A 19,177-nucleotide genomic window follows, 5' to 3' on the forward strand; every position below is an offset into this window, starting at 1 on the left:
TGGCTCAGACCGGCGCCAGTCCGGTCGTCAGGGATTTTTGCGCACGCTACCATGGCCCGGCGCCGGATCGATCCGGTCCAGACTCATTCGGGGCTTGCTATTGAACATCGATACCCGCATCAAATTCCGTCACCTGGTGTGTTTTCTTGAAATGGCCCGCCAGGGCAGCCTGGCCCGAGCCGCCGATAGGCTGGCGGTGAGCCAGCCGGCAATGTCGAAAACCCTCAAGGAACTGGAGGCCCTGCTGGAAACCCGGCTGTTTGCCAGGAGCAAGGCCGGCCTCAGCCTGACCGAGGCCGGGCGGGCCTTCCTGCGTTACGCCGGGCCTTCGGTGCAGGCCCTGCGCGAGGGCGTCAGCAGCCTGCGCGGCGGCGAATATGCCGCCGGGCTGGTCCGCATCGGCGTGCTGTCCACCGTGGAAAGCCTGCTGCTGCCGGAGGTGATGCGGCGCCTGCACCAGCGGCACTCGGCATTGACCGTGAGCGTGGTGACCGGCCCGAGCGCCTATCTGCTGTCGCAGTTGCGGGTCGGCGATCTGGACCTGGTGGTGGGCCGCATGACCGAGAGTCCGGAGATCCAGGGCCTGAGCTTCGAGCACCTGTACAGCGAATCCATGACCCTGGTGGCTCGCCCCGAGCATCCGCTGGTGGTCGGTCCCTTCACCCGTGACGCGGTGAGCGAATATCCCCTGGTGCTGCCCCTGGCCGGCACCAGCATCCGCAAGCATGCCGACAGCCTGTTCGTGCAGTGCGGCATTGCCCAGTCGGCACAGCGTCTGGAAACCCTGTCGGTGGCCCTGAGCCGGCGTTACACCCTGTCCAGCGATGCGCTGTGGATCGCGCCGCTGGATGCGGTGCGCCTGGACCTGGCCAATGGCGAACTGCAGGAACTGGACCTGGGCCTGCGCGAGCCCGGCGGTTCGCTGGGCATCTCCAGCAACACCAGCCTGCCGCTGTCCCTGGCGGCGCAATGGGCGGTCGAGGTACTCAGGGAGGTGGGACAGGCCTATCGCGAAGGCTGTTATCCATAACCATTTGGTTATGGGTTGAGGGCGGCATTTCAATTTTCCGCGCTCCTGATTTGTTTGAAACTGCACCCGCTGCGCTCCATAAATCAAACAACAGGAGAACGACATGTCTGATGCAGACAGCAGTCGCTTCGTGATTCGCGACCGTAATTGGCACCCCAAGGCCCTGACCCCCGACTACAAGACCTCCGTTGCCCGCTCGCCGCGCCAGGCGCTGGTGAGCATTCCGCAATCGCTGAGCGAAACCAGCGGCCCGGACTTTTCCCACCTGCGCACCGGGCGCTTCGATAACGACCTGTTGCTCAACTTCAATAACGGCGGCTTGCCGGTAGGGGAGCGGATCATCGTTTCCGGGCGGGTCTGCGACCAGTACGGCAAACCCATTCCCCACACCCTGGTGGAGATGTGGCAAGCCAACGCCGGCGGCCGTTACCGGCACAAGAACGACCGCTACCTGGCGCCCCTGGACCCGAACTTCGGCGGCGTCGGCCGGGCCCTCACCGACCGCGACGGCTACTACAGCTTCCGCACCATCAAGCCCGGCCCCTACCCATGGCGCAACGGCCCCAACGACTGGCGCCCGGCGCATATCCACTTCTCCATCAGTGGCCCGTCGATTGCCACGCGCCTGATCACCCAGCTGTATTTCGAAGGCGATCCCTTGATTCCGCTGTGCCCGATCGTCAAGTCCATCGCCAATCCGGATGCGGTGCAAAGCCTGATCGCGCGCCTGGACATGGGCAACGCCAATCCCATGGACTGTCTGGCCTACCGCTTCGACATCGTGTTGCGCGGCCAGCGCAAGACCCACTTCGAAAACTGCTGAGGAGCCCGCCATGCCTGTTCAACTGCTGCCTGAAACCCCCTCGCAAACGGCCGGCCCCTATGTGCACATCGGCCTGGCCCTGGCGGCGGCGGGTAACCCGACCCGCCCCGAGGAAATCTGGAACCAGATGGCCAAGCCCGATGCGCCGGGCGAGCGGATCCTGCTGATCGGCCATGTGTACGACGGCAACGGCCACCTGGTGCGCGATTCCTTCCTGGAGTTCTGGCAGGCCGATTCTGCCGGGGTCTACGACCCGGTGTTCGACACTGAAAAGCCGTTCAACTGCTTTGGCCGCACCGCCACCACCTTCGATGCCGGGGAATGGACCCTCAACACGGTCAAGCCCGGGGTGGTAAAGAACGCTGCCGGGGTGCCCATGGCGCCGCACATCAACCTGTCGCTGTTTGCCCGGGGGATCAATATCCACCTGCACACCCGGCTGTACTTTGCCGATGAGCCGGAGGCCAACGCCCAGTGCCCGGTGCTGAACCTGATCGAGCAGCCGCAGCGCCGGGAAACCCTGCTGGCCCATCCTTGCGAGATCAATGGCCAGCGCGCCTACCGCTTCGACATCCGCATTCAGGGTGAGGGCGAGACGGTGTTCTTCGACTTCTGAAACATCGCCGGGCCGCCCCTCCAGAAACCCTTGCCTGACGCCGCGTCGTGGCGCCAGGGAAGGGTGGGCATCAGTGGTCGCAAGCGTCCCAGGCCGGAGCGAAGTCCGGACTGACCTGACGCTGATCCTTGGGCAGGGCGGCGATCAGCGCCCGGTCTGCATCGTCCAGGCGAATCTTCAGGGAGTCCAGGTTGGCCAGTTGGTTGGCCCGGCTGCTCGCCTTGGGGATCGCCGCGACGTTGTCCTGATCCAGCAACCATTTGAGCGCCACCTGGGTCGGCAACACGCCGTGCTTGGCGGCGATCTGCTGGATCTCGGCCACCTCTGAAACCTTGTTGCGCGCCAGCGGGGTATAGGCGGTCAGCACCATGTCGCGTTCGCGGGCGTAATCCAGCAGGCCGCGCTGCCCCAGCAGCACGTGGTACTCCACCTGGATCGCCGACAACGGCGCGCCCAATTCCTCGACCACCCGGCGCAGCAGGGCCAGGGGAAAGTTGGCCACGCCAATGTGCTTCACCCAGCCTTGTTCCTTGAACGACACCAGGGTATCGATGCTGCGCTCCAGCTCCCAGTCGCTGGCGGGCCAGTGGATGTGGAACAGGTCGACGTAGTCGCTGCGCAGGGCTTTCAGGCTGCGCTCCAGCGAGTGGCGCATGGCATCGGGCTGCAACTGGTCCCACCAGACCTTGGTGGTGACGTGGATCTGCTCCCGTGGGACCGCGCTATTGGCCAGGGCCAGGCCCACGGCTTCTTCGTTGTGGTAGGCCTGGGCCGTGTCGATGTGCCGGTAACCCAGCTCCAGGGCCTGTTCCACGGCGCGGGTGCATTCCAGATCGAGCATCGGCCAGGTGCCCAGGCCGAGCTTGGGCATGTGCAGGCCACTGTGGGTCAGGACCGGGCAATCTAGGGTGTGAGGCATGGGCAATCTCCCTGTGGATAAAACAGCGCAGCCGGGGGCGACAGGTCGGCGCGGTGGCCGGCGGTGAGGGGCGTACAGCACGCTCGGGCGGACGATGCCCGGCCAATAGGGCTGTGGCGCAGTCGCTGGATGCTGGATTTGTGGAAGGTGGTTCCAAAAAATATACGGGCTCGGCTAACCTGCGCACAAGGCGTTGTGCCGGGCCCCGGGTCCGGCCGCGTCGATTCTGGGCGGTAATCGAACCCTGCCGCGCAGTTCCCCAACCGGCCCGTTGTCACTAGAATCGGCCAAATTTTGTCGGGACCCGACCATGGCTGGCAGTCAAATCGAACGCGTCTTCAGCGTTCTCGAACGTCTTACCGGTGACCCCCGCGGCCTGCCCCTGCAGACCCTGGCGGAACAGCTGGAGATCCCCAAAAGTGCAACCCATCGCCTGCTGGCGGAGTTGATCCGCCTGGGCTATGTGCGCCAGAACCCGGACAACCTGCGCTACCAGCTGTCCACCCGGCTGGTGGCCATGGGCTTTCGCTACCTTGCGGTCAGCGGCGCCGACATTGTCCAGCCGGTGCTCGATCGGTTGGCCCAGGAGGCCGGCGAGCTGGTGCGCCTGGGCGTGATCGAGGGCGAGCGCCAGACCTGGATCGCCAAGTCCCAGGGCGCCCGTTCCGGCCTGCGCTACGACCCGGACATGGGCCGCGAGGCGCCGCTGTTCTATACCGCTTCCGGGCATGCCTGGCTGGCCACCCTGAGCGATGCCGAGGCCTTGTCGCTGGTGGAGCGCCAGGGCGTGGAGCCCCCGGCGGACCTGGGGCCCAATGCACCGCGCTCGAACATCGAGTTGCTCGAACGCCTGCGCCTGGCCCGCGAGCAGGGCTACGCCTGGGTCGAGGAAAGTTCGGCGGTCGGCACCTCGGCGATTGCCGCCGTGGTGCGTCATCCCATCGATGGCCGGGTGGTGGGCGTGCTCAGCATCGCCGGCCCCAGCGCGCGCCTGCCGTTGGCGCGGCTGCACCAACTGGCGCCGTTGCTGCTGCGCTTTGCCGAAGAGCTGTCGGCCGCCAGCCAGGCTTCCGAACTGTTCAACCTGTAGCCGCTGCCGAGCCTGCGAGGCTGCGCAAAGGCCCGCAGGGCCTTGCCTGGCGATCTACCGTCGAGCAGGTGGTGGCCTTGATACCGCCGCGTCTGTTGCACAGCCGTTCGCAGCCTGCGGCAGCGGCTACAAAGGCTTCGGTATGGCCCTGTCCTCTGTAGCCGCTGCCGAGCCTGCGAGGCTGCGCAAAGGCCCCCAGGGCCTTGCCTGGCGATCTCCCGTCGAACAGGTGGTGGCCTTGATACCGCCGCGTCTGTTGCACAGCCGTTCGCAGCCTGCGGCAGCGGCTACAAAGGCTTCGGTATGTCCTCTGTAGCCGCTGCCGAGCCTGCGAGGCTGCGCAAAGGCCCGCAGGGCCTCGCCTGGCGATCTCCCGTCGAACAGGTGGTGGCCTTGATACCGCCGCGTCTGTTGCACAGCCGTTCGCAGCCTGCGGCAGCGGCTACAAAGGCTTCGGTATGTCCTCTGTAGCCGCTGCCGAGCCTGCGAGGCTGCGCAAAGGCCCGCAGGGCCTCGCCTGGCGATCTCCCGTCGAACAGGTGGTGGCCTTGATACCGCCGCGTCTGTTGCACAGCCGTTCGCAGCCTGCGGCAGCGGCTACAAAGGCTTCGGTATGTCCTCTGTAGCCGCTGCCGAGCCTGCGAGGCTGCGCAAAGGCCCGCAGGGCCTTGCCTGGCGATCTACCGTCGGGCGGGTGGTGGCCTTGATACCGCCGCGTCTGTTGCACAGCCGTTCGCAGCCTGCGGCAGCGGCTACACGAGCCTCGGCTCGGCACAAAGCCGTTCGATAATCGGACGGTATTTTTTATCCCTCTTGTATGAAAATGGAACTGGGTTCTAAATATTTGGAATTCATCGTCCCTATAACAATCACAAGAGGATCTTCCATTGAACCCGCCACTGCGCATTGCCCTGATCGGCGTCGGCAACATGGGGCAGCAGCACTACCAGCACCTCAAGACCCTGGCCGAGGCCCGGCTGTGTGCCGTGGCCGATCCCGGCCCCGAGGCCTTCGCCGTCGCCGCGCAATGGCAGGTGCCGCATTTCAGCGATCACCGGACCCTGCTGGAGGACATTCGCCCGGACGCGGTGATCGTCGCCAATCCCAACAATCTTCACGTCAGCACTGCCCTGGATTGCCTGGCCGCAGGCGTGCCGGTGCTGCTGGAAAAACCGGTGGGCGTGCACCTGGATGAAGTACGCGAGCTGGTGGCGGCATCGCGCAACACGGGCGTGCCGGTGCTGGTGGGCCACCACCGGCGCCACAATCCATTGATCGCCCGCGCCCACGCTCTGGTGCACAGCGGCGCCCTGGGCCGCCTGACCAACGTCACCGCGCTCTGGCAGTTGCGCAAACCCGAGAGCTACTTCGATATTCCCTGGCGCCGCGAGGCCGGGGCCGGCATGTTGCTGACCAACCTGATCCACGACCTGGACCTGCTGCGCCACCTGTGTGGCGAAGTGCGACAAGTGCAGGCCATCACCAGCAACAGCGTGCGCGGCTACGCCAACGAAGATTGCGCCGCGGTGCTGCTGCAGTTCGACAGCGGCGCCCTGGGCAGCCTGACCGGTTCCGATGCCGCGGCCGCGCCCTGGAGCTGGGAGCTGGATGCCGGGGAGAACCCGGTGTATCCGCGTCAGGCCGATCAGCCTTGCTACCTGCTGGCCGGCACCGAGGGCGCGCTGAGCATTCCCCAGCTCAAGCACTGGCATTACGCCGAAGCCGGGGAGGGTTGGCATCAACCCTTGCAGATGCAGCAGGAAGCCTTCGAGCCGGGCGAGGCCCTGCGCTTGCAATTGCTGCACTTCGTCCAAGTCGTCCGCGGCGAAGTCGCGCCCCTGGTCAGCGCCGCCGATGCTGCGCGCACCCTGGCGCTGGTCGAAGCGATTCGCCAGGCCGCGGCCACGGGTCGCGCCTGCACCCCAACCCCGATTGAGTGAACGACTGATGAGTGAGCGGATTTTTTCCCTGGCCAGCCTGACCGTGCTGGAGCTGTCGCCACCGGAGATGGTGGAGGTGGCGGCCCGGGCCGGCTACAGCCATGTCGGCCTGCGCCTGGAACCGGCGACCCCGGAGGAGCATCACTTCCCGCTGGTGGCGGATGCCGGCTTGCGTCGCCAGACCCTGGCGCGCCTGCGCGATAGTGGCGTGCGGGTGCTGGATGTGGAGATCCTGCGGCTCAAGCCGCAGACCCGGGTGGGGGACTTCGAAGCGCTGCTGGCGGTGGGCGCCGAGTTCGCCGCCAGCGAGTTGCTGGTGGCGGGCAATGACCCGGACGAGGCGCGCATGACCGACAACTTCGCCGCCCTGTGCGATCTGGCGCGGCAGTACGGGTTGCACCCGCACCTGGAGTTCATGCCCTGGACCGACGCGCGCAACCTGGAGCAGGCCGTGCGGGTGGTGGAAAATGCCGGTCGTGACAATGGCTGCGTGCTGGTGGACGCCTTCCATTTCGACCGTTCCGGCTCGCGCCTGGCGGACCTGGCGCAGGTCGCTCCGGCGCGCCTGCGTTACGCGCAGTTGTGCGACGTGGCCGGGCCGCGTCCGGACGACATGCAGGAGATCCTGCGCCAGGCCCGTAACGAGCGGCGCTTTCCGGGGCAGGGCGATTGTGATCTGGCGGGGTTGCTCAAGTGTCTGCCGCCGGAGTTGCCCCTGAGCCTGGAAATTCCCACGGTGCAATTGCTCGAACAGGGCGTGAGTGCCTTGCAGCGGGCACAGATGGCGCTGGATGCAACTCGCGCGCTGCTGGCCAGGACCTGAGTGGGCGGGAGGGCTTTCGCCGGCAAGCCGGCTCCTACAAATACCCGCTAGGAGCCAGCTTGCCGGCGAAGCTGTGTCTTCAATCACCTTCAAGGAATGCCCATGACCCGCAGCACGCCCCTTTCCGGGATCAATCAGCCTTTCAAGGGCATCCTGCTGATCGTCCTGGCGACCTTCCTGTTCGCCAGCCACGATGCCCTGTCCAAATACCTCTCGGGGTTCTTCCCGGTGATCATGGTGGTCTGGGCCCGATACCTGGTCCACACCGTGCTGATGGCCGGGATCTTCCTGCCGCAATCCGGCCTGCGGGTGCTGCGCAGCAAGCGACCGCTGCTGCAAGTGCTGCGGGCCTTGTGCCTGCTCAGCACCAGCTTGCTGTTCACCTCGGCGCTGCTGTTCATCCCCCTGGCCGAGGCGACGGCGGTCAACTTTCTCGCGCCGGTGCTGGTCACCGCATTGTCGGTGCCCTTGCTCGGCGAGCAGGTGACCCGCGGCCATTGGCTGGCGGTGATCTGCGGTTTTGTCGGGGTGCTGATCATCGTCCACCCGGGCGGTGAACTCTTCACGCCGGCGGTGCTGCTGCCGTTCTGTTCGGCGCTGTTCTTCTGCTTCTATCAATTGCTGACCCGCAAGCTGGCCGAGCACGACAGCCCCACCACCAGCAACTTCTTCGCCGGGTTGTGCAACACCCTGGTGATGACGGCGCTGGTGCCGTTCTTCTGGCAGACCCCGGGGATTGTCCATGGCGTGCTGATGCTGGCGCTGGGGGCCTGTGGCATGTGCGCCCACCTGTTCCTGACCCAGGCCTTCCGCCATGCGGCGCCGGCGCTGTTGGCGCCCTTCGGCTATTGCCAGATTGTCTTTGCCGGGCTGCTTGGCTGGCTGCTGTTCAGCCACACGCCGGATGGGATTACCCAAGTGGGCATCGCCGTGATCTGCCTCAGCGGGCTGGCGGCGGCCTGGCAGCAACGCCGCCGCTGAGACGGCTCAGAAGCGGAAGCGCACCACCAGGTTCTGCAGGCCGGCCGCCAGGTGCGACAGCTCCTGGCTGGTGGCGTTGGTGCGCGTGGCGGCATCGGCGCTTTCCAGGGACAGGTCGCGGATGTTCAGCAGGTTGCGGTCCACTTCACGGGCCACCTGGGCCTGTTCTTCCGAGGCACTGGCGATCACCAGGTTGCGCTCGTGGATCTGCTCCATGGCCCGGGTGATTTCCCCCAGGGCCAGCCCAGCCTGTTCGGCGATGGACAGGGTCTGGGCCACCCGCTGACTGTTGCCGTGCATGGACTGCACCACGCTGTCGGTGTCGCCCTGGACCCGGCCGATCATCTGTTCGATTTCCTGGGTCGACTGCTGGGTGCGATGGGCCAGGGCCCGCACTTCGTCTGCCACTACGGCAAAACCACGCCCGGCTTCACCAGCCCGCGCGGCCTCGATGGCGGCGTTCAGGGCCAGCAGGTTGGTCTGTTCGGCGATGGCGCGGATCACGTCCAGCACCTTGCCGATTTCCCGTGACTGCTCGGCCAGGGTCTGCACTTGCTGCAGGGCGGTGCCGACATCGCTGCTCATGGCCTGGATCGAGTCCAGGGTCTCGATCACCCGGGTCTGTCCCTGGGCGGCCTGGGCGGTGGACTGGCGGGTGGTGTCGGAGGTGGACACCGCGTTGCGCGCCACTTCCTCGACGGCCGCGGTCATCTCGTTGACCGCGGTGGCCGCTTGCTCGATTTCGTTGTGTTGCTGCTGCAGCCGGCTGGAGTCCTGGTGGGTGCTCTGGCTCATCTGTTGCGCGGCGGCGGCCAGTTGGGTCGAGGTGCTGCTGATCAGTTGCAGGGTTTCACGCAGGCTGGCCTGCATGCTGGCCAGGGCCTTGAGCAGGCGCGCGGTTTCATCACTGCCCTCGCTGTGGATCGGGCGGCTGAGATCACCGGCGGCCACTTGCTCGGCCACGCCCACGGCCTGGCGGATGGGCATGACGATGCTGCGAATCAGCAGCCAGGCCAGGCACAGGGTCAGCACGGCGACGGCCAGCAGGGCGCCGATCACCGTGACTTTGACCTGGGTGTACAGCGCGTCGGCACGCTGGGCCGACTGGCTGACTTCCTCGGCGGTCAGGTTCATCAGTTCGGTGAACTGGTCGCCGGTCTGGGTCGAGTAATCCTGGATCTTGCCGTTGAGCAGGGCCGTCATCTCGCTGCTGCGATTGTCCCGGGACAGGGCTTCGTACTCGGCCAGGGCCTGTTGGTAGCTCTTGACCGTGGCGAGGAATGTCTCGTACTGCACCCGGTTGTGATCGCCCACCAGCGGCGCGAACCTGGCCAGGGCCTGGTCGAGCCAGGCTTGCACCTGATGCAGGCGGGCAATGGTGCTTTCCAGCACTTTGGGTTCACGGTTGAGGGCCATGCGCAGGCTCAGCACGCGGATGCTCAGCACGTAGTCGCGCACTTCTCCCAGGTAGCGGGTGCTGGGCAGGGAAATGTTTTCGGTGTGCTGGCCGGTGGCGCGGACTTCGGCCACTTGCTTGAGGGCGAACAGCCCCTGCAGCAGGACCAGCAGGGCAATCACGCCGAAGCTGATCACGGCGCGCTTGGCGATGCTCAGGTTACCCAGCGTCATGGGACGATCTCCGAGTGTGGAAAAACAAAAGGGGCACAAGCAGATAAAAAAACGCAGGCCCTGGGCGGGCCTGCGTGAAAGGAGCATCAGTCTTCTACTTGCGGAATCTTGCGAGGGGCCATGAAGTACATCCAGGTCAGGGCAATGAAGTACATGGCCGGGATCAGGGTGAACAGCACGGTGTAGTTGTTGTTGGTGGCGGTGAGGATGTGGCCGACGATCTGGGTCATGAACATGCCGCCGATGGCCGCGCACATGCCGCCGAAGCCGAACACGGTGCTCATCATGTGCTTGGGCGTGTAGTCCATCACCAGGCTCCAGATGTTGGCGGTCCAGGCCTGGTGGGCGCCGATCCCCAGGGAGATGGCGAACACGGCCAGCCAAAGGTTGGCGGTGCCGGCGGCCATGATCACGCCGATGATGCAGCAGGCGAACATGAACATCGACAGCAGCCGCGCCTTGATCGGGTTCATGCCGCGACCAATGAGGAACGAGGAGAGGATGCCGCCACCGACGCTGCCGAAGTCGGCGGTCAGGTAGATGATGATCAGCGGGATGCCCATCTGGGTCACGTTGATCCCCAGGTTGTACTGCTGGTTGAGGAACGGCGGCAGCCAGTACAGGTAGAACCAGAACACCGGCGCGGTCAGCGAGTAGGCCAGGGCGAAGGCCCAGGTGCCGCGCATGCGCAGGATGCGGCTGAAGGGCACGCGGGTTTCCTCGGGTTCCGCTTGTTGCTGGATGTAGGCCAGCTCCGACGCTTTGACGCTGGGGTGATCTTCCGGGTTGAAGTATTTCAGGCCCCAGAACAGCAGCCAGATGCCGCCCAGTGCGGCCATGCACAGGAACGCCGCCTGCCAGCCCCAGGCATGCAGGATCAAGGGCAGCAGCATCGGCGTGAACATCGCACCAACGTTGGTCCCGGCGTTGAAGATGCCGGTGGCCACCGCACGTTCACCGGCCGGGAACCACAGGCGCGTGGTCTTCACGCAGGCCGGGTAGTTGGCGGCTTCGGTGAGCCCGAGAATGAACCGGCAGACCATGAAACCCGCCGCCGAAGTGGCCAGGCCGTGGGCGCCGGTGGCCAGGCTCCAGAGCAGCACGGCAAAGAAGAACACCCGCTTCACGCCGATCCGGTCGATCAGCCGGCCCTGGAGCACGAAGCCCACGGCGTAGCCGACCTGGAACCAGAAGTTGATGTTGGCGTAGTCCATCGCCGTCCAGCTCATTTCCTTGGCCAGGATCGGCTGCATCACGCCCAGGGCGGCGCGATCGATGTAGTTCAGGGTGGTGGCGAAGAACACCAGGGCGAGCATGCCCCAGCGGGTCTTGCCGACGGCCATGGCGCCGCGGATCTTGTCGCCGATACCGCCGGCAACACGCAGGCTCGGGGCGATGCGAGAGCTTTGAGAAGGAATCATGTAAGCCATCCGTTCAGTGACTGACGAGCCAGGGCTCGTCGGAACTCTAAGGCGCGTGATCAATCGTCAGCGAGGGCATGTGCGCCGGGGACTGGGTGATTGATCGGCTGGGTAGGTTCGTCGTTGCGGCGTTGCTGCAGGTGGACGAACGTCATCGGGACGACCGCAGCTCAGGGCTGTCGCGTGTCGTGATCCAGGGTGCCGGTTGAGGTCGTTCCAGGCGCAAGCCAAAGGGATGAGCAGCAGGGCGGGGCGTTGAGTGCAAGCATGAGGGTGTACCCGATTTTTGAAATTTTTATGGTCTGTTCTGGGTCTGGGTGATTGAAGCCGCGGTTTTCGGGGCAGCTCAATGTGTTGTCGATGGTGCGCAGTGGCCGAAAAATCGTCAATTCGCCAATCGGCATTCTGTTCGATAATCGAACACAAAACTAACTGGTTCGTACACTTTAAATCATGCTGTGGAATAATCCGCTCCATCGAATAAAAGGCTCGGGCGCCACCGGCCGTCATTTCCCGGGAGTTGAATCATGCAGCGTTCCATTGCCACCGTTTCCTTGAGCGGCACCCTGCCGGAAAAACTCGAAGCCATTGCCGCCGCAGGGTTCGATGGGGTGGAGATTTTCGAGAACGATCTTCTCTACTACGACGGCAGCCCCCGGGAAATCAGGCAGATGTGCGCCGACCTGGGGATCGCCATCACCCTGTTTCAGCCGTTTCGGGATTTCGAGGGCTGCCGCCGTGATCGCCTGGCGCGCAACCTGGAACGCGCCGAACGCAAATTCGACCTGATGCAGGAGCTGGGCACCGACCTGGTGCTGGTGTGCAGCAACGCCCAGGCCGACAGCCTCGGGGAGCGGCAAATCCTCATCGACGACCTGCACCTGCTGGCCGAGCGGGCCGGCGCCCGTGGCTTGCGCATCGGCTACGAGGCCCTGGCCTGGGGCCGTCATGTGAATACTTATCAACAGGTCTGGGACATCGTGCGCAGCGCCGATCACCCGAGTCTCGGGGTGCTGCTGGACAGCTTCCACACCCTGTCGCTCAAGGGCGACCCGGCGGCGATTGCCGAGATTCCCGGGGACAAGATCTTCTTCGTGCAGATGGCCGACGCGCCGATCCTGGCCATGGACGTGCTGGAGTGGAGCCGGCATTTTCGCTGCTTCCCCGGCCAGGGCGAGTTCGACCTGCCGGGCTTTCTGGCGCCGATCATCAAGAGCGGCTACACCGGGCCGCTGTCCCTGGAGATCTTCAACGACGGTTTTCGCGCCGCGCCGCCGCGGGCCAACGCCGCCGATGGCCTGCGTTCCCTGCTGTACCTGGAGGAGAAAACCCGCGAGCGCCTGCTGCAGGAAGCGCAGCCGGTTCCCAACCTGGACATCCTGTTCGCCCCGCCGGCGGTTGAAGCCTATGGCGGCACCGAGTTTCTCGAGTTCGCGGTGGACGATGCCCTGGGCGCCAAGTTGGGGAGCTGGCTGGAGCGCCTGGGTTTTGCCAAGGCCGGACAGCATCGTTCCAAGAACGTGAGCCTGATGCGCCAGGGCGATATCAACCTGATCCTCAACGCCGAGCCCTATTCCTTCGCCCACAGCTTCTTCGAGGCCCATGGCCCGTCGGTGTGTGCCACGGCCATCCGGGTCAAGGACAGTGCCAAGGCCCTGGCGCGGGCGGTGGCCTACAAGGGCCAGCCCTATCGCGGCCTGGTCGGTCCCAACGAGCTGGAGCTGGCAGCGGTGCGCGAGCCTGATGGCAGTCTGATCTACCTGGTGGACCCGCAGCAGGGTGGCCAGCACCTGTACGCCACCGATTTCAACCTGTACGAAGGGGTGCAGGCCAAGGGCGGCCTCAAGCGCATCGACCACATGGCCATGGCCCTGCCGGCGGACAGCCTCGACAGCTGGGCGCTGTTCTACAAGAGCCTGCTGGATTTCGAGGCCGATGACGAAGTGGTGCTGCCCGATCCCTATGGCCTGGTGAAAAGCCGGGCCCTGCGCAGCCGCTGCAGCTCGATCCGCTTGCCGCTGAACATCTCGGAAAACCGCAACACCGCGATTTCCCATGCGCTGTCCAGCTATCGCGGCTCGGGGGTGCATCACATCGCCTTTGATTGCGACGACATCTTCGCCGAGGTCAGCCGGGCCAAGCAGGCCGGGGTGCCGCTGCTGGACATTCCGCTCAACTACTACGACGACCTGGCCGCGCGCTTTGACTTCGACGATGAGTTCCTCAGCGAGCTGGCCTACTACAACGTCCTGTATGACCGCGATGCCCAGGGCGGTGAGCTGTTCCATGTCTACACCGAGGCCTTCGAAGGGCGCTTCTTCTTCGAGATCATCCAGCGCAAGAACGGCTACGCCGGTTATGGCGCGGCCAACGTGGCGGTGCGTCTGGCGGCCATGGCCAAGTCCCGCAGTGGCGCGGTGCGTCAGGCCAAGTTGTAGCGGATTGGTAACCGGAGGCGGCAAACCGCCGCCTCTGTGCTTTCTTTCGCGACAGGACGCGGCCCATAATCGCCCGCGTGTGCAGTGATGGCCGTGAGCCCAGAATGACAATGACCAGTGAACGCTCGATTGCGCCCGATGAGCCAGCTCTCGAACCGCGCAAGAGTCGCAAGAACAACCCGGAAAAGACCCGCGAGAACATCCTTCAAGAAGCCATTGTCGAGTTCGTCCAGCAGGGCCTGTCCGGCGCGCGGGTGGATGCGATCGCCGAGCGCATCCACACCTCCAAGCGCATGATCTATTACTACTTCGGCAGCAAGGAGCAGCTGTACGTCGAGGTGCTGGAGAAACTCTACGGCGATATCCGCAGCACCGAGAGCCGCCTGCACCTGGCGGAACTGGCGCCGCAGGAGGCGATTCGCCGGCTGGTGGAGTTCACCTTCGATCACCACGATCGCAATGTCGATTTCGTGCGTATCGTCAGCATCGAGAACATCCACAAGGGCGAATACGTCAAGCAGTCCGGCGTGATCAAGGCGATGAACAACACCATCCTCCATGCCCTGGGCGAGATCCTCGAGCGTGGCGCGCAGGAAGGGGTGTTCCGCAGCGGCCTGGATCCGCTGGACGTGCATTTGCTGATCAGCTCGTTCTGTTTCTATCGGGTGTCGAACCGTCATACCTTTGGCGAGATCTTCCAGATCGACCTGCCGGACGAAGCCATCAAGCAACGGCACCGGGAAATGATCTGCGAGTCGGTGCTGCGCTACCTGCAAGCCTGACGCCACTGCCGGTAGGAGCTGGCTTGCCAGCGAAAGCGTCCGTAAGATCGCCATCGCCACCCCGGCTCCTACAACATCCCCCTCGACAAGGAAGGCACCATGGGCAACCCCGTTCCCACGCTGAAAATCATCCTGATCCTGATGATCGTCGTTGACTCGTTCTGGTTCGGCGAGCGCCTGCTGTCCCTGACCGGGTTCAGCGTATTCGACTGGCTGCCGAGCGCGCTGATCAATGTGGTGGGCCTGTTCGGCAGTCTGCTGATGATTCTCTTCAACGTGCTGCTGATCGGCCTGCTCTCGCGCCTGCAGCTCAAGCCCGAGTAGACGTAGTACCTGTAGCCGCTACCCAAGGCTGCGAACGAGCCGCAGGCTCGCCAGCGTCCCGACGGATGCCGAGGCCCCGGCGGGGGCCTGTCGCAGCCTGCGGCAGCGGCTACAGGCGCATTTCAGCCATTCATGCTCTGGAAGTGCGCCAGCATCCGTTGCGGGTTGGCGCTCCGGCCGCTGAACAGCTCGAATGCCTTGACCGCCTGGAACACCGCCATGGTGCCGCCGTCCAGGGTTCGGCAACCCAGGGCACGGGCGTTGCGCAACAGCTCGGTTTCCAGTGGGAAGTAGACGATCTCGGCCACCCACAGATCCGCCCGCAGCAGTTCCAGCGGCACCGGCATGCCCGGCAGCTTGGCCATGCCCATGGGCGTGGTGTTCACCAGGCCGTCGGCGCTGGCCAGGGTACTGGGCAGGTCGGTGCCGGCCCTGGCCCGACCGGCACCGAAGTGCTGGTTGAGGTTGTCCGCCAGACTCTGCGCCCGCTGGTTTTCCACATCGAAAATGCTCAGGTGTTCCACGCTCTCACTGAGCAGGGCGTGGGCCACTGCCGCGCCGGCGCCACCGGCCCCCATCTGCACCACGCGGCGTCTGGCCACGCCTGGCAGGCCACGGCGGAACCCTTCGGCAAAACCCAGGCAGTCGGTGTTGTGGCCGACCCGCTTGCCGTCCTTGAGCACCACGGTGTTGACCGCGCCAATGCCGCGAGCTTCCGGGGACAGCTCGTCGAGCAGCGGCAGGATGCTCTGCTTGCAGGGAAAGGTGATGTTCAGTCCGGTGAAGTTCATCCGTTCGGCGGCTTGGAGCAGGTCGGGCAGGGCGCTGCTGTCGAGCCCCAGTTGGTCCAGGTCGATCAGCCGGTACAGGTAGCGCAGGTTTTGCGCATCGCCTTCGTGTTCATGCAGGGCCGGGGTGCGCGAAGCCTGGATGCCGGCACCGATCAGTCCGGCGAGTACGCCTGTAGGGCCTGTCATAGACCTTGCTCCTTGAACCGCAGGCTGAAGTGTTCCAGCGCCAGGCGATAACCGTGGCTGCCGAAGCCGCACATCACCGCCAGGGCGATGCCCGAGACAAAGGAGTGATGGCGGAAGGGTTCGCGGGCGTGGACGTTGGACAGGTGCACTTCGATCACCGGCAGCTCACTGGCTACCAGGGCATCGCGGATCGCCACCGAGGTGTGGGTCCAGGCGGCAGGGTTGATCACGATGCCGGCGCAGCGGCCGCGGGCGGCGTGGATCCAGTCGAGCAATTCGCCTTCGTGGTTGGTCTGGCGAAATTCCACGGCCAGGCCGAATTCCTCGGCGGCACGGCCGCACAAGGCAGAGACATCGGCCAGGGTTTCGTGGCCGTAAGTCGCCGGTTCACGAGTGCCGAGCAGGTTCAGGTTCGGGCCGTTGAGCACCAGAACGATAGGACGCATGGGGGTAGATCTCCGTTGTTATTGTCAGCCTCGGGAGAAGGTACGAGGCGCTGGGGAGGTAAATTGTACTAACTGGTTAATTTGGTCAATTGATGGCCGAGAGCCGAGGCCGGGAAGGTTGATTAAGTGTTCGATAATCGAACGCTGTTATGGGCGATGGCCGTGGCAAGGCCCTGCCCGGCAATAAATGCTGACGACTTTGCCGCCGCCGTATGGCTGCCCTGGCCCTCTCCGGGGCTAACCTCAAGCAGGTCACCTCCTGCTGCTCTTTCAGGCCAGTGGTCGGATTAATCATGGAAACATGAGTCTTTGGACTCAATAACCTAACTGATGGGTTAGCATGAAAGTGTTCGTTTACAAGGGCTATGCGGTCGTCGTCATGTTGCGTGACGAACATTGCCCACCCCATGTGCATGTGGATGGCGGTCGTTGGAGTGCCCGTTTTCGCTTCAGCTTCTGGCACAACGGCGTCGAGCTCTGGGACGTTGTCCCCCATGGTCGCCGCCCGGCGCTGGCAGTCCTTGAGGGCTTGCGCCAGGCCTTGACGCAACGGGTGCATCTGGCTCGGCGTATCGGGTGGAGCAAGCTGCGTACCTTGTGCCTTGAGCAGCAGTTGTGGGATTGGCAAGCGAACGCTGTGGTGGAACGTTCAAGCGCCGGCTGCAGGGTGTACCTGATCGAGTCGGCGCACTCCGTGGAACAACGAAACCTGACGCGCCTGACCCTGGTGGGCGCGGCGCAAGGAGTGGAGATCGAACTATGAAAGTCATCAAAGCAGCGGTGCCGGTCGATGTGCCTTTGACCCAGGCGTTGCTGGATCAAGCGGTCGAACGCGGTGAAGCGCGTCATGACGCGGGTTTGCAAGTCAGCACCTTGGGCTATGCCGCCGGGTGCCTGTGCCTGGGCTTTGCCGATGGCAGTTCGATTCATCTGCCGGTGGACAACTATCCGGAGCTGGCGGCGCTGAGCGACACCCAGTTGCAGCAACTGCAGCTGGGCTTTTCCGCCACGGCGGTGTGCCATGAGGCTGTTGACCTGCAGGTGTCGATTGTCGGGTTGCTGTCTGCCAGCGAGCCGCTGATGAAACTGGCGACCCAGTTGGTCGCGTCCCGCAACGGTCGGCAAAGCAGCGCGGCCAAGGCTCGGGCGGCGCGCCTTAACGGCAAGAAGGGCGGCCGGCCGCGCAAGGTGGAGGCGCCGGCCCAGGCGCCGGAATGAGGTTGACCGGCGCCAGAGTGGATCGCCAATGAATATTGATATCAATTGAAAATCATTCTCGACTGATCTTAAGATGCCCGGCAATTTCCTTCATGTTCCAGGGAGTAGGTTTGTCGGACGTGGATCTCAAGGGACTGTTTCTCAAGCATGCCGCTGCCTTGCGTGGGTATCTGGCGCGCAAGGTACGGGACCCGCAGTTGGCCGCAGATCTGGTGCAGGAGAGCTTCCTGCGGCTGGCCGAGCATCGGCACGGCGAGCGGATCGACAACTCCCAGGGCTATCTCTACCGCACGGCGAACAACCTGCTGATCGACCATGTACGTCAGGAAGCGCGGCGCAAGACACAGACCGTGCCCCATGAAGTGCTGGCCGACATCGAGGATGAGGCGGCCGGGCTGGAGGCTCAGGCGATGGCGCAGCAACAGCGCAAGGCACTGAAACAGGCGATCACGGAACTGCCGCCGCGGACCCGGGAAATCTTTCGCCTGAACCGCATTGAAGGCATGACCCACGCCGAGGTGGCCCGGCACCTGAACATTTCCGACAGCTCGGTGCAAAAGCACCTGGCCCGGGCACTGGCCTATGTGATGCAACGCCTGCAGGCTACCGACGGTCGGCCGGTTGACCAGTGAGTTACGGTAAAAGTCGGGGTCAGACGTCACTGCTTATGTATAACGAGAAATCGAGATTCACACGTGAATAGCCAGGGTCCGCAAGAGCGCAGTATCACCGAGGCCGCTGCCGACTGGGCGGTGCGTTTGCAGGCGGGAGGGCTGAGCGCCGTCGAGCAGGCGCAGCTTGCCCAGTGGCAGGCCGCCGACCTACGTCACCCCGAGGCCCTGGCGTTTGCCCGGCAGACCTGGGAGGCCCTGGGAGAGCTGCGCCTGGACCCGGAGCTGGCCGGCACGGCGCCGCCATGGCGTCAGGCAGGAAGGCCGGCGGCGCATCGAGCGCGCCGCCGGCGTCTGCTGCCACGAGTTGCCAGCGCGGCCGTGCTGGTGCTGGCGGTCGCCCTGGGCTGGCTGCAAGGGCCGCAGGCGCTGCTGTACCTGCAAGCCGACTACCTGACCGGAAAAGGCCAGGTGCGCAGCGTGCAACTGGCCGATGGCAGCACCGTGGAGCTGGATTCGGACAGCGCCATCAGTCTGGATTTCAGCGACGAGAAACGTCAGGTCCAGCTGTTGGCCGGTTCCGCGGTGTTTGACGTGGCGCCCATGGTCGGCGAGGAAAAGCGCCCCTTCATCGTACGCAGCGCCGGTGGCCAGACCCGGGCCCTGGGCACCCGTTTCGTGGTCGGTCGGGAGAGCGACCAGCAAGCCTGGGTCGGGGTGTTGCAGCACAGTGTCGCGGTGAGCCTGGATGCTCCGGCGCAGGGTGGCACTGGCGAGCAGGTTGTGCAGCAAGGGCAGAGCGTGCGCTATGACCCGCAGTCAGGCGTGGTCGCCCTCGATGGGCTCGACCTGCAACGGGCCACCAGTTGGCGGCGCGGTGTGCTGGTGTTCGATCGCCAGCCCCTGGGCGTGGTGGTGGAGCGTCTGAATCGCTATCGCCCCGGGCGGGTGGTGCTGGCCAACAGGGCCCTGGCCCAGCGGCAGGTCAGCGCGGTCTTCCGCCTGGACATGCTCGACGCCGCCCTGGTCACCCTGACCCAGGAGCTGCAGGTGCAACGTTTCGACCTGGCCGGCGTCAGCCTGATTTACTGAGGCCTGCGGGCCTCTTT

General features: G+C 64.7%; 19 protein-coding genes. 14 read left to right on the forward strand and 5 right to left on the reverse strand.

The genetic code is table 11. The annotated features are described in order from the left end of the window. Positions 1-100: 100 nt before the first annotated feature. From pcaQ to pcaG, 3 genes are all read left to right on the forward strand, one after another. Positions 101-1,030: a pca operon transcription factor PcaQ gene (gene pcaQ, locus ACMGG8_RS08085; RefSeq protein ID WP_235759589.1), complete on the forward strand. Its 930-nt coding sequence runs from the start codon at positions 101-103 to the stop codon at positions 1,028-1,030. 103 nt (positions 1,031-1,133) lie between these two features. Continuing rightward, positions 1,134-1,853, forward strand: coding sequence for a protocatechuate 3,4-dioxygenase subunit beta (gene pcaH / locus ACMGG8_RS08090; RefSeq protein WP_060841215.1), 720 nt, complete (start codon positions 1,134-1,136; stop codon positions 1,851-1,853). 10 nt (positions 1,854-1,863) lie between these two features. Beyond that, complete coding sequence (gene pcaG, locus ACMGG8_RS08095) at positions 1,864-2,469, forward strand: protocatechuate 3,4-dioxygenase subunit alpha (protein ID WP_060841214.1); 606 nt, start codon at positions 1,864-1,866, stop codon at positions 2,467-2,469. A gap of 70 nt (positions 2,470-2,539) precedes the next feature. Here pcaG and ACMGG8_RS08100 read toward each other — a convergent pair whose 3' ends face one another. Further along, the gene (locus ACMGG8_RS08100) at positions 2,540-3,388 is read right to left on the reverse strand and encodes an aldo/keto reductase (protein ID WP_060841213.1); all 849 of its coding nucleotides are present in this window, start codon (positions 3,386-3,388) and stop codon (positions 2,540-2,542) included. A gap of 310 nt (positions 3,389-3,698) precedes the next feature. On the opposite strand from ACMGG8_RS08100, the gene ACMGG8_RS08105 reads away from it, so the two are divergent. From ACMGG8_RS08105 to ACMGG8_RS08120, 4 genes are all read left to right on the forward strand, one after another. Further along, positions 3,699-4,478, forward strand: a complete 780-nt coding sequence (locus tag ACMGG8_RS08105) for an IclR family transcriptional regulator (RefSeq protein ID WP_060841212.1) — start codon at positions 3,699-3,701, stop codon at positions 4,476-4,478. An 887-nt stretch (positions 4,479-5,365) separates the two neighbouring features. Next, on the forward strand, positions 5,366-6,418 hold the full coding sequence (locus ACMGG8_RS08110; RefSeq protein WP_414159426.1) for a Gfo/Idh/MocA family protein: 1,053 nt from the start codon (positions 5,366-5,368) through the stop codon (positions 6,416-6,418). Positions 6,419-6,425: 7 nt separating this feature from the next. After that, the gene (locus ACMGG8_RS08115; protein ID WP_414159427.1) at positions 6,426-7,241 is read left to right on the forward strand and encodes a sugar phosphate isomerase/epimerase family protein; all 816 of its coding nucleotides are present in this window, start codon (positions 6,426-6,428) and stop codon (positions 7,239-7,241) included. A 102-nt stretch (positions 7,242-7,343) separates the two neighbouring features. Further along, positions 7,344-8,222 (forward strand): DMT family transporter, encoded by an 879-nt coding sequence (locus ACMGG8_RS08120; protein WP_414159428.1) that lies wholly within the window; start codon positions 7,344-7,346, stop codon positions 8,220-8,222. Positions 8,223-8,228: 6 nt separating this feature from the next. Here the strand turns inward: ACMGG8_RS08120 and ACMGG8_RS08125 are convergent, their stop codons facing one another. Continuing rightward, a complete protein-coding gene (locus tag ACMGG8_RS08125; protein WP_060841208.1) occupies positions 8,229-9,851 on the reverse strand; it encodes a methyl-accepting chemotaxis protein in 1,623 nt (540 codons plus the stop codon). A gap of 86 nt (positions 9,852-9,937) precedes the next feature. Beyond that, positions 9,938-11,272, reverse strand: a complete 1,335-nt coding sequence (locus ACMGG8_RS08130) for an MFS transporter (protein WP_060841207.1) — start codon at positions 11,270-11,272, stop codon at positions 9,938-9,940. Positions 11,273-11,799: 527 nt separating this feature from the next. Between ACMGG8_RS08130 and quiC the strand changes: the two genes are divergently transcribed. The 3 genes from quiC (at position 11,800) to ACMGG8_RS08145 (ending at position 14,816) form a co-directional block, all read left to right on the forward strand. Continuing rightward, positions 11,800-13,710, forward strand: a complete 1,911-nt coding sequence (quiC, locus tag ACMGG8_RS08135) for a 3-dehydroshikimate dehydratase QuiC (protein WP_108546193.1) — start codon at positions 11,800-11,802, stop codon at positions 13,708-13,710. 104 nt (positions 13,711-13,814) lie between these two features. After that, positions 13,815-14,492 (forward strand): TetR/AcrR family transcriptional regulator, encoded by a 678-nt coding sequence (locus tag ACMGG8_RS08140; RefSeq protein WP_060844695.1) that lies wholly within the window; start codon positions 13,815-13,817, stop codon positions 14,490-14,492. 99 nt (positions 14,493-14,591) lie between these two features. After that, positions 14,592-14,816, forward strand: coding sequence for a hypothetical protein (locus ACMGG8_RS08145; RefSeq protein ID WP_060841204.1), 225 nt, complete (start codon positions 14,592-14,594; stop codon positions 14,814-14,816). A gap of 122 nt (positions 14,817-14,938) precedes the next feature. On the opposite strand, the gene ACMGG8_RS08150 is transcribed toward ACMGG8_RS08145, so the two are convergent. Both ACMGG8_RS08150 and aroQ read right to left on the reverse strand, forming a co-directional pair. Continuing rightward, positions 14,939-15,793, reverse strand: a complete 855-nt coding sequence (locus ACMGG8_RS08150) for a shikimate dehydrogenase (protein WP_414159429.1) — start codon at positions 15,791-15,793, stop codon at positions 14,939-14,941. After that, on the reverse strand, positions 15,790-16,239 hold the full coding sequence (aroQ, locus tag ACMGG8_RS08155) for a type II 3-dehydroquinate dehydratase (protein ID WP_016967261.1): 450 nt from the start codon (positions 16,237-16,239) through the stop codon (positions 15,790-15,792). The genes ACMGG8_RS08150 and aroQ overlap by 4 nt, the downstream gene beginning before the upstream one ends. A 340-nt stretch (positions 16,240-16,579) precedes the next feature. On the opposite strand from aroQ, the gene ACMGG8_RS08160 reads away from it, so the two are divergent. The 4 genes from ACMGG8_RS08160 to ACMGG8_RS08175 all read left to right on the forward strand — a co-directional run bounded on the left by ACMGG8_RS08160 (position 16,580) and on the right by ACMGG8_RS08175 (position 19,160). After that, entirely contained in the window at positions 16,580-17,002 is a 423-nt protein-coding gene (locus ACMGG8_RS08160; RefSeq protein ID WP_414159430.1) for a DUF4160 domain-containing protein, read from the forward strand. Next, complete coding sequence (locus ACMGG8_RS08165; RefSeq protein ID WP_414159431.1) at positions 16,999-17,457, forward strand: DUF2442 domain-containing protein; 459 nt, start codon at positions 16,999-17,001, stop codon at positions 17,455-17,457. The genes ACMGG8_RS08160 and ACMGG8_RS08165 overlap by 4 nt, the downstream gene beginning before the upstream one ends. 110 nt (positions 17,458-17,567) lie before the next feature. After that, positions 17,568-18,089, forward strand: coding sequence for an RNA polymerase sigma factor (locus ACMGG8_RS08170; RefSeq protein ID WP_060841202.1), 522 nt, complete (start codon positions 17,568-17,570; stop codon positions 18,087-18,089). A gap of 63 nt (positions 18,090-18,152) precedes the next feature. Further along, the gene (locus tag ACMGG8_RS08175) at positions 18,153-19,160 is read left to right on the forward strand and encodes a FecR family protein (RefSeq protein ID WP_414159432.1); all 1,008 of its coding nucleotides are present in this window, start codon (positions 18,153-18,155) and stop codon (positions 19,158-19,160) included. Positions 19,161-19,177: the final 17 nt, after the last annotated feature.

It is taken from the genome of Pseudomonas sp. BNK-45 (assembly GCF_047456255.1).
In the GTDB taxonomy this organism is placed as follows: Bacteria; Pseudomonadota; Gammaproteobacteria; order Pseudomonadales; family Pseudomonadaceae; genus Aquipseudomonas.

Bases quoted from the DNA above. Each gene is read 5' to 3' on its own strand.
- pcaH (WP_060841215.1), top strand. From the start codon at position 1,134: ATGTCTGATGCAGACAGCAGTCGCTTCGTGATTCGCGACCGTAATTGG.
- pcaG (WP_060841214.1), top strand. From the start codon at position 1,864: ATGCCTGTTCAACTGCTGCCTGAAACCCCCTCGCAAACGGCCGGCCCC.
- ACMGG8_RS08100 (WP_060841213.1), bottom strand. From the start codon at position 3,388: ATGCCTCACACCCTAGATTGCCCGGTCCTGACCCACAGTGGCCTGCAC.
- ACMGG8_RS08105 (WP_060841212.1), top strand. From the start codon at position 3,699: ATGGCTGGCAGTCAAATCGAACGCGTCTTCAGCGTTCTCGAACGTCTT.
- ACMGG8_RS08115 (WP_414159427.1), top strand. From the start codon at position 6,426: ATGAGTGAGCGGATTTTTTCCCTGGCCAGCCTGACCGTGCTGGAGCTG.
- ACMGG8_RS08120 (WP_414159428.1), top strand. From the start codon at position 7,344: ATGACCCGCAGCACGCCCCTTTCCGGGATCAATCAGCCTTTCAAGGGC.
- ACMGG8_RS08125 (WP_060841208.1), bottom strand. From the start codon at position 9,851: ATGACGCTGGGTAACCTGAGCATCGCCAAGCGCGCCGTGATCAGCTTC.
- ACMGG8_RS08130 (WP_060841207.1), bottom strand. From the start codon at position 11,272: ATGATTCCTTCTCAAAGCTCTCGCATCGCCCCGAGCCTGCGTGTTGCC.
- quiC (WP_108546193.1), top strand. From the start codon at position 11,800: ATGCAGCGTTCCATTGCCACCGTTTCCTTGAGCGGCACCCTGCCGGAA.
- ACMGG8_RS08140 (WP_060844695.1), top strand. From the start codon at position 13,815: ATGACAATGACCAGTGAACGCTCGATTGCGCCCGATGAGCCAGCTCTC.
- ACMGG8_RS08145 (WP_060841204.1), top strand. From the start codon at position 14,592: ATGGGCAACCCCGTTCCCACGCTGAAAATCATCCTGATCCTGATGATC.
- ACMGG8_RS08150 (WP_414159429.1), bottom strand. From the start codon at position 15,793: ATGACAGGCCCTACAGGCGTACTCGCCGGACTGATCGGTGCCGGCATC.
- aroQ (WP_016967261.1), bottom strand. From the start codon at position 16,239: ATGCGTCCTATCGTTCTGGTGCTCAACGGCCCGAACCTGAACCTGCTC.
- ACMGG8_RS08160 (WP_414159430.1), top strand. From the start codon at position 16,580: ATGAAAGTGTTCGTTTACAAGGGCTATGCGGTCGTCGTCATGTTGCGT.
- ACMGG8_RS08165 (WP_414159431.1), top strand. From the start codon at position 16,999: ATGAAAGTCATCAAAGCAGCGGTGCCGGTCGATGTGCCTTTGACCCAG.